Genomic DNA, 1104 nt, shown 5'->3' with positions numbered 1-1104 from the left:
TCCCGCCGTGCCGGGCCCGACCCGCCGACGACCGTGGTGGCCCGTGAGGGTCTGGCCGGCGCGGACCCGGCTGAGGTGGATCCGGCGGTGGCGGATCGGTCGGGGCCCGACCTACCCCGCAGGATCTCGATGATCCAGGGCACCGCCGCGACGATCGCGAGAACCGCCCACCAGCCTATGGACACCCGCCACCCGGCGAGCTCGTCGACGGGCACGGCGACCAGGGCGGGCACCACCGTTCCCAGTTGGAGGCCGGTGATGTACGCCATGCTCACGGCCGCCACGTGCCGGGGAAAGTACTTCTTGACCAGCGGCGGAGCCACCACGTTGCCGATACCCATCCCGGCGAGCGCGACGAGGGATCCCGCTCCCATCACCCATGGGTCGTGGGCGAAGGCCCGAAGGATCTGGCCGGCCGCGGCCGCCGTCATCGCCAGGACGGTCAGCACCTCCAGACCCGTCCGCCGGAGCACGACGGGGGTGAGGACACCCCAGAGGGCGAACATGGCCGTGGGCACCATCCCGAGCAGTCCCATGCCCCCGGCACCGAGACCGATCTCGGCGTCGATGACCCCCAACAGCGGGCTCAGGGACGTGACGGCGGTACGGAGATTGAGCGAGACCAGGACGACGCCGAGCAGGGCCACCACGGGAAAGGCGAGCGTGCCGGTGGGGGTGGCTGCTCGCGGGGAGCGACGGTTCATGCGTCCGGGTCGCCGATGTACTCCTCGACGGTCCGGGCCATGGCCTGCAGTCCGTCCATCGCGGCGGGGCGGGATCCCGGGTGTAGCGCGTGCACCGCCAGCCTGAAGACCGCCGCCCGAAGCACCATCTGCGGCCAGTCGTCGAGGTGGCGCCATCGCGGGAGCACCCCGGCGTCGACGGTCCCCCAGGAGAGGTGGTCGATCGCGACGACCGCCGCCGACCACGAGGCCGGGCGGGCGTACGGCACGACGTCCGTCAGCGCGGGCTCCTCCGACGAGTCGAACAGCAGTCCCCGTGCGAGGTCACCGTGCACCACCCCGGAGTCGGACGCCGGGTCGACCGGCCGGCGGAGTCGGATCAGCCCTGTCGCGCCGAGCAGCGCGGCCGCGCGGTGGGTGG

1 protein-coding gene and 1 pseudogene are annotated in these 1104 nt (G+C 73.0%); both read right to left on the bottom strand.

Annotated features, from left to right (window positions below; translation table 11 throughout):
- The coding region (locus G6019_RS14765; RefSeq protein WP_375539771.1) for an MFS transporter at positions 1 to 704 on the bottom strand (704 nt) is incomplete at its 3' end.
- Positions 701 to 1104, bottom strand: a pseudogene (locus tag G6019_RS14760) (TIGR02569 family protein); the annotation flags it as partial. The pseudogene G6019_RS14760 and the gene G6019_RS14765, both read right to left, overlap by 4 nt.

This window comes from Dietzia sp. DQ12-76, from assembly GCF_014145045.1.
In the GTDB taxonomy this organism is placed as follows: Bacteria; Actinomycetota; Actinomycetes; order Mycobacteriales; family Mycobacteriaceae; genus Dietzia.
Note: the sequence above shows the minus strand (reverse complement) of the source record. Positions and strands in the feature narration are given on the sequence as shown.